This is a genomic window from Sphaerisporangium corydalis (genome assembly GCF_025506355.1).
GTDB classification, from domain to species: domain Bacteria; phylum Actinomycetota; class Actinomycetes; order Streptosporangiales; family Streptosporangiaceae; genus Sphaerisporangium; species Sphaerisporangium corydalis.
On sequence record NZ_JANZYP010000070.1, the window covers coordinates 46,916 to 53,950 of the forward strand.

At 71.5% G+C, this 7,035-nt stretch carries 8 protein-coding genes; 3 read left to right on the plus strand and 5 right to left on the minus strand.

Annotation, left to right across the window (positions count from 1 at the left end; genetic code table 11):
- Positions 1-30: 30 nt before the first annotated feature.
- On the minus strand, positions 31-1,056 hold the full coding sequence (locus NYZ98_RS34430) for a thiamine-phosphate kinase (protein WP_262848148.1): 1,026 nt from the start codon (positions 1,054-1,056) through the stop codon (positions 31-33).
- A gap of 100 nt (positions 1,057-1,156) precedes the next feature.
- On the opposite strand from NYZ98_RS34430, the gene NYZ98_RS34435 reads away from it, so the two are divergent.
- A complete protein-coding gene (locus tag NYZ98_RS34435) occupies positions 1,157-1,390 on the plus strand; it encodes an Lrp/AsnC family transcriptional regulator (RefSeq protein ID WP_262848132.1) in 234 nt (77 codons plus the stop codon).
- Positions 1,391-1,415: 25 nt separating this feature from the next.
- Positions 1,416-1,841 (plus strand): DUF3515 domain-containing protein, encoded by a 426-nt coding sequence (locus NYZ98_RS34440; protein WP_262848134.1) that lies wholly within the window; start codon positions 1,416-1,418, stop codon positions 1,839-1,841.
- Positions 1,842-1,922: 81 nt separating this feature from the next.
- Here the strand turns inward: NYZ98_RS34440 and NYZ98_RS34445 are convergent, their stop codons facing one another.
- The 4 genes from NYZ98_RS34445 to NYZ98_RS34460 form a co-directional block, all read right to left on the minus strand.
- Complete coding sequence (locus NYZ98_RS34445) at positions 1,923-3,038, minus strand: D-alanine--D-alanine ligase family protein (protein ID WP_262848136.1); 1,116 nt, start codon at positions 3,036-3,038, stop codon at positions 1,923-1,925.
- 40 nt (positions 3,039-3,078) lie between these two features.
- A complete protein-coding gene (locus tag NYZ98_RS34450; RefSeq protein WP_262848138.1) occupies positions 3,079-4,314 on the minus strand; it encodes a trans-sulfuration enzyme family protein in 1,236 nt (411 codons plus the stop codon).
- A 14-nt stretch (positions 4,315-4,328) separates the two neighbouring features.
- A complete protein-coding gene (locus NYZ98_RS34455; RefSeq protein ID WP_262848140.1) occupies positions 4,329-5,336 on the minus strand; it encodes an NAD(P)H-dependent glycerol-3-phosphate dehydrogenase in 1,008 nt (335 codons plus the stop codon).
- A gap of 73 nt (positions 5,337-5,409) precedes the next feature.
- Entirely contained in the window at positions 5,410-6,129 is a 720-nt protein-coding gene (locus NYZ98_RS34460; protein WP_262848142.1) for a lysophospholipid acyltransferase family protein, read from the minus strand.
- A gap of 77 nt (positions 6,130-6,206) precedes the next feature.
- Between NYZ98_RS34460 and cofC the strand changes: the two genes are divergently transcribed.
- Positions 6,207-6,890 (plus strand): 2-phospho-L-lactate guanylyltransferase, encoded by a 684-nt coding sequence (gene cofC / locus NYZ98_RS34465; RefSeq protein ID WP_262848144.1) that lies wholly within the window; start codon positions 6,207-6,209, stop codon positions 6,888-6,890.
- The last annotated feature ends 145 nt before the right edge of the window (positions 6,891-7,035 follow it).

The following is a 7,035-nucleotide window of genomic DNA, read 5'->3' on the forward strand; positions in this document are numbered from 1 at the left end:
CTTCAATACTTCTTTGTCACAATATTCACCTTATTCACGGTAGTGATCCCAGCCACCTTCCGCCTCGGCACGGCCGGTGACCTGCACTCCCTCCCCCTCGGTGACCCGCCCGATGATCTTCCATTCCGGCGGCAGGGAAACCTCTTCAGGGAAGGCCGCGACCAGCGCGTGATCCTCACCGCCGGTCAGCACCCACCCGAGCGGGTCCTCGCCGAGCTCCGCCGCCGCGGCGGCCAGCACGTCAGGCACCGGCAGCGCGCCGGGCTCCACCACGATCCGCACCCCGCTCGCGGACGCGATGTGCCCGAGGTCCTGGAGCAGCCCGTCGCTCACGTCGAGCATGGCCGTGGCCCCGAGGATCGCCGCCGCCGGGCCGCACGCGTACGGCGGCCGTGGACGCCGATGGGCGTCCACCAGCTCAAGGAAGGCGCCGGGCTCACGCAGGACACCCCCGCCGTCCGAACCCGAGCCCAAGCCCGAACCCGGCCCCGCGTCGCCGGTGGCCAGGAGCAGGGCGAGGCCGGCCGCCGCGTGGCCGAGGCGTCCCGCCAGGGCGATGACCTGCCCCGGACGTGCCCCCGACCGGGTGACCGGGGCACGCCCCCCCAGGTCCCCCAGCGCCGTCACCCCCAGGACGATCTGCTCGGACCGCACGATGTCACCCCCCGCCACGCTCGCCCCCACCAGGGCGCACTCGTCCCTGAAGCCGTCCGTGAGGCCGTCGAGCCAGCCCACGGGCAGGTCCCCTGGCAGGCCAAGGCCGACGAAGATGGCCGTAGGGTCGGCTCCCATCGCCACCACGTCCGACAAGTTCTGCGCTGCCGCTTTTCGCCCGATCTCGTCCGGACTGGACCAATCACGGCGGAAGTGTCTACCCTCAAGTAGGAGATCCGTCGTCACGACGACTCGTCCGTCCGGGGCGCGCAGGACCGCGGCATCATCGCCGGGACCGAGCAATACCGCCGGAAATTGTGGCAAGCGTCCGACAATACGTGCAATGATCCCGAATTCACCAAGATCTGTGACTCTGATATCACACCTCCAGGTGTGTTCCATGTACGGTGGCGATTCGGCACGGATCCAGCCGGCGGATTCGGTACTCATCCGGCCGGAAATAGCTCTGATACGACGATTTTCGCCCCCGTGGGAGGACGTGATGGTGCAGGCCTACATCCTTATCCAGACAGAAGTCGGCAAGGCCGCCGAGGTCGCGGGCGCGATCGCGGTCATTTCCGGGGTGACCCAAGCGGAGGACGTCACCGGCCCATATGACGTGATCGTCCGCGCGGAGGCCAGCAACGTGGACGATCTCGGCAAACTCGTCGTCGCCCAGATCCAGGCCGTCGCGGGAATCACGCGTACCCTTACGTGTCCGATCGTTCATATCTGAGCGCCGACACATTTCAGGGGGAGCCGTGGTCCGGGTCGTCGCCGTCTTGGTGGCCCTGGCGGCGCTCGCCGGGTGCGGAGCGGTCCGGGTCGAACCCCCCGCGCCGGGAGGGACCACGGCCACCGCCTGCGCCACACTGAACGGCCGGCTGCCCCGCACGTTGGACGGCGCGGAGCGCGTCCCGTCCGATCCCCCCTCGCCCTATGTCGTGGTGTGGGGCTCGGCGGAGATCGCGCTCCGCTGTGGCGTACCCCGTCCCGCCACGATGGACCCGCGCCAGCAGGTGCCGGAGATCAACGGTGTCGCGTGGTTCGCCGACCCGGTGCGGCCGCTGCTGTTCACGGCCCTGACCAGCGACGGCTACGTCGAGGTGACGATCTCCCGCAAGCACCAGAGCGCCGGCGTGCTCGTCGACCTCGCCGCCCCGATCAAGGCGGCCTTCCCGGGCTGACCCGCCCTCACCCGCCACGACCGGCCTCCTCGCGCACCGGCGCCTCCCCCGCGCGCTACGCCCGCCGGGCCGTCCGCGACCTCACCGCAGGCCCGCGGGACGGCCGAGGGCGAGCTGGATCATGCGGTCGATCAGCTCGGCGTACGGAACGCCGGTCGCGTCCCACAGTTGCGGCGCCATGGACGTGGCCGTGAAGCCCGGCATGGTGTTGATCTCGTTGACGATCAGCTCGCCCGAGGGGGTGTAGAAGAAGTCGACCCGGGCGAGCCCCTCGCAGCCGAGCGCCTCGAACGCCGCGACGGCCATCCGCCGCAGCTCGTCGCTCGCCGCCGCCGGCAGGTCGGCGGGCACGGCGAGCGAGGTGTCCGACCCGATGTACTTGGCGGTGAAGTCGTAGAACTCGTGGTCGTCGTTGATCACGATCTCGCCGGGCAGGCTGGCGGCGGGCGGCTCGTCGCCCGGCGACTCCAGCACCGCGCACTCGATCTCCCGCCCCTCGATCGCGGCCTCGACCAGGACCTTCGGGTCGTGCTCGCGGGCGAGCTCGATCGCGCGTTCCAGCTCGCGGAGATCGTCCGCGCGTGAGATGCCCTGGCTGGAGCCCGCCCGGGACGGCTTGACGAACACCGGCCAGCCGAGCGCCTCGACGTCCTTGATCACCCGCTCGGGTTCGAGACGCCAGTCACGGTCGCGCACCACCACGTACGGGCCGACGGGGAGCCCCGCGCCGGCCAGCAGCGTCTTCATGTACGCCTTGTCCATGCCGACCGCGCTGGCCAGCACGCCTGAGCCGACGTAGCGGACGCCGGCCATCTCCAGGAGGCCCTGGATGGTGCCGTCCTCGCCGTACGCGCCGTGCAGCAGGGGGAACACGACGTCGACCTGGCCGAGGGTGGTGGGGATCCGCCCGGCGTCGAGCGCCACGATGCGCCCGTTGTCGGACGGGAGCGCGAGCGTCGTCCCGCTCTCGTCCACGGCGGGGAGCTCCCCGCCCTCGATCTCGAAGCGCTGGCCGTCGGGGGCCAGCACCCAGCGCCCGTCCGTGGCGATGCCGATCGGCACGACCTCGTACTTGGACCGGTCGATGGCCGCCAGGACGCCGCCGGCGCCCATGAGCGACACCGCGTGCTCGGAGTTGCGCCCGCCGAAGACGACCGCGACCCGCACGCGAGGCCGGGATTCCTGCTGCTCGTTCATGATGCCCGAATCTACCGTGCGCCCTTGTCGTCCCTGCTTGTCAGGTACGTGTCGCGTTGTTCGAACGCAGCGCGTCGAGCGCTTCGGTGACGTCGGCGATCAGGTCCTCGGAGTCCTCCAGGCCGATGGAGAACCGCACGGCCCCCGCGTCGATGCCCGAGGCCGTCAGGGCGGCCTCGTCGAGCTGGCGGTAGGTCGTGGAGGCCACGTGGGCGACCTTGGTGTGCGTGCCGCCGATCGAGGTCGCGATGCGCGCGAGCCGCACGGTGTCGGCCAGCGCCACCCCGGCCTCGTACCCGCCGTGCGGGGTGACGGTGACGCAGGCCCCGTACCGGGTGCCCTCGGGGCCGGAGTCGAACAGCTGGCGGGCGAGCTGGTGGCCGGGGTGGTCGGCGAGGCCGGGGTAGTCGACCCGCCGGACCGCGGGATGCTTGGCCACGGCGGCGGCGAAGACCATGGCGGTGGCGCACATCCTGCGCACCCGCAGCGGGAGCGTCTCCAGGCCTCTGCGCAGCAGGAACGCCTCGTCCGGCGAGAGGGTCGCGCCCGTGTCGATGCGGACCTCGCGGATCTTGGAGATCAGGTCGGGACGGCCGACCACGGCGCCGCCGGTGCAGTCGTCGTGCCCGCCGATGTACTTGGTGGCGGAGTGGATCACCAGGTCGGCGCCGTGCTCCAGCGGGCGGCACACCACGGGGGTGGCGAACGTCGAGTCGACGACCAGCAGTGCCCCGGCCTCGCGCGCGATGCGGTACAGCCCGCGGATGTCGGCGACCGCCATCGTCGGGTTGGTCAGCGTCTCCGCGTACACGATCTTGGTCGAGGAGCGGAGGGTGGCGTGGACGCGGCGCAGGTCGGAGTAGTCCACGAAGTCGACGGACACCCCGAAACGCGACAGCACGTTCGACAGCAGCGAATGCGTGCCGCCGTACAGCGGCGCGGGCGCGACGACGTGGGTGCCGGCCCGCAGGAAGGTCATGAGCACGGCGCTGACCGCCGCCATGCCCGAGGAGAACGCCTGGCCCGCGACGTCCTCCGGGGCCGCGGCGCCCTCCAGCGAGGCGATGCCCGAGGCGAACGCCGCGACGGTGGGGTTGTCGATCCTGGAGTAGGCGAACCCGGGGACGCGGTCGCCGAGCACGTCGGCGTACTCCGCGGAGCTGTCGAAGCTCCACGCCGCGCTGCGCCACACGGGCAGCCCGATCGGAAGCTGGCGGGGCATCGGAGGCGGCGGCAGGTGGACGGCCCGGGAGTTCTCACCGAGTCTCCTGCGCATGCGTCGGGAGGGTGTCACACGCCGTACCGTTCGGGCTTGGGAGTCCGCGACATCAGCAGCACCGCGGCCTCGCTCGGAGTCATTCCGTCATGGACGACGCCCACCACCACCTCGGTGATCGGCATCTCCACGTCATACCGCCTGGCCAGGCCGAGCACCGACTCGCACGACTTGACCCCCTCGGCCGTCTGCTTGGTCGCGGCGATCGTCTCGGCCATCGACATCCCTCTGCCGAGGTTCTCCCCGAACGTCCGGTTCCGCGACAGCGGGGACGTGCAGGTCGCGACCAGGTCGCCCATTCCCGCCAGACCGGCGAAGGTGTGCGGGTCGGCGCCCACCGCGGCGCCCAGCCGGGCGATCTCCGCAAGGCCCCTGGTCATGAGGGTGGCCCTGACGTTGTCGCCGAGCCCCATGCCCGCCGCCACCCCGACGGCGAGCGCGATGACGTTCTTCACGGCGCCGCCGAGCTCGACCCCGACCACGTCGGAGTTGGTGTACGCCCGGAACCACGGGAGGTGGCAGGCCTCCTGCAACCGGCCGGTGACCTTGTCGTCCACGCTCGCGACGACCGTCGCGGCCGGCTCGCGGCGGATCAGCTCGCCGACGAGGTTCGGGCCCGACACGACGGCGACCCGCTCCTCAGGGACCCCGGCGACCTCGCAGATGACCTCGCTCATCCGCTTGGAGGTGCGCAGCTCGATGCCCTTCATCAGGCTGACCAGCACCGCGTGCTCGGGGATGTGCGGGCGCCACCCGCCGAGGTTGCCGCGCAGCGTCTGCGAGGGGACCGCCAGGACCACGAAGTCGGCGCCCTCCATGGCGACGGCCGCGTCCGTGGTCGCGCGCAGCGACTCGGGGAGCCGCACTCCTGGGAGGTACTCGGGGTTCTCGTGCCCCCGGTCGATCGCCTCGACCACTTCGGCGCGGCGGCCCCACAGTGTCGTGGAGGTGCCTCCCTCCGCGAGGATCATCGCGAAGGTCGTCCCCCAGGAGCCCGTGCCGAGAACGGCGGCCTTCGTCATCTGCTCACCGTACGCCCACTCCCCGCCGCCGGACCCTGGCCGGCCGCCACTTGATCGTCCACGGCGCGCCCGGTCACCCGGCGCGGCTCTCGGCCTCGCCGAAGGGGACCTCCGGCGCCTTCTCGCCGCGCAGCTCGGAGAGCTGGGCGTTGATGGCGGCCATGATGTCGGCGGTCGCGTCCTTGAGCACCTTCCCGCGCCTCGGCAGCCCGTCGTACTTCGACAGGTCGACCGGCGGCCCGGCGAGCACGCGGAAGGTCTTGCGGGGGAACAGGTTCGGCTTCTTCTGGCCGTACGGGAGGAGCTCCTGCGCGCCCCAGTGGGCGATGGGGATCACCGGCACCCCGGTCACCAGCGCCAGGCGCGCGACGCCGGTCTTGGCGGCCATCGGCCAGAAGTCGGGGTCGCGGGTGATCGTCCCCTCGGGGTAGAAGATCACGCACGCGCCGTCGAGCAGGGCCTGCTCGGCGTCCTTCAGGGAGCGCGCCGCGTCGGTGCTCCCGCGGAACACCGGGATCTGCCGGCACTTGCGCACGATCGTGCCGATCACCGGGATGTCGAAGACCCCGGACTTGGCGAGGTAGACCGGCCAGCGGCCGTTGTCGTAGGCGTAGTGGGCGAAAAGCAGCGGATCGCTCCACGACAGGTGGTTCGCCGCGATGATCACTCCACCGGTGCGCGGGACATTCGACCGCCCGCGCCAGTCACGCTTGGTGAACAGATAAAGCAGCGGTTTGACGATCGCCACAACGAGGGCTTCCCAGAAGATGGGCGGACGTCCGGGGCGGCTCATTGACTCCTCCAGTCATGCCTGTGCGCCATCAGTCTCCCGGTTGGCTCCACGAGATGTCGAGGCGGGATGCTAAGGCTATGCGTGGTGCGGAACGTACTGACCTCGGCCGGGGACCCGGCTGGACCATTGTGGTGCCGGTGAAGACCCTGGTCGCCGCCAAGACCCGCCTCGCCGCGGCGACCGGCCCCTACCGGTCGGCGCTCGCCGTCGCCATCGCCTGCGACACCGTCTCGGCGGCGCTGGCCTGCCGGGACGTCGCCCGGGTCATCGTGGTGACGGGCGATCCCGTGCCCGCGCAGGCCCTGGCCGCGCTGGGCGCGCACGTCGTCCCCGACCCGGACGCCGGGCTCAACGCCGCGCTGCGGTCCGGCGGCGCCGAGGCCGTGCGGCTGGCGCCGGACGGGCCGGTCGGCGCGCTCCAGGCCGACCTGCCGGCCCTGCGGCCCGCGGAGCTGGGCGTGGCGCTGGCCTCGGCCGCCGACTTCGACCAGTCGTTCGTCCCGGACGCGGCCGAGATCGGGACCACCTTTTACGGGGTACGGCCCGGCGTGGCGTTCCGCCCGAGGTTCGGCGGCGAGTCGCGGGCCAGGCATCTGGGCGGCGGCGCCAAGGAGCTGACCCCCGACGGCATCCCCTCGATGCGGTGCGACGTGGACACCCCCGCCGACCTGGAGAGGGCGCTGGCGCTCGGCGTCGGCCCGCGCACGGCGGAGGTCGTGGAAGCACTGAAGGAGTCCTCCACCTGGAGGACTCCTTCGTGATCGGGACCGGCGCGGGGCGGGTCAGACATCCCTGGACGTTGGATGTCAAGCGGCGAGGTCGTGGTTGCGGTGTGACCATGCGGTTGCCTGGTCGTAGGTGGTGTGGGTTTTAAGGCAGCCGTGGAGGATGCCCACCAGGCGGTTG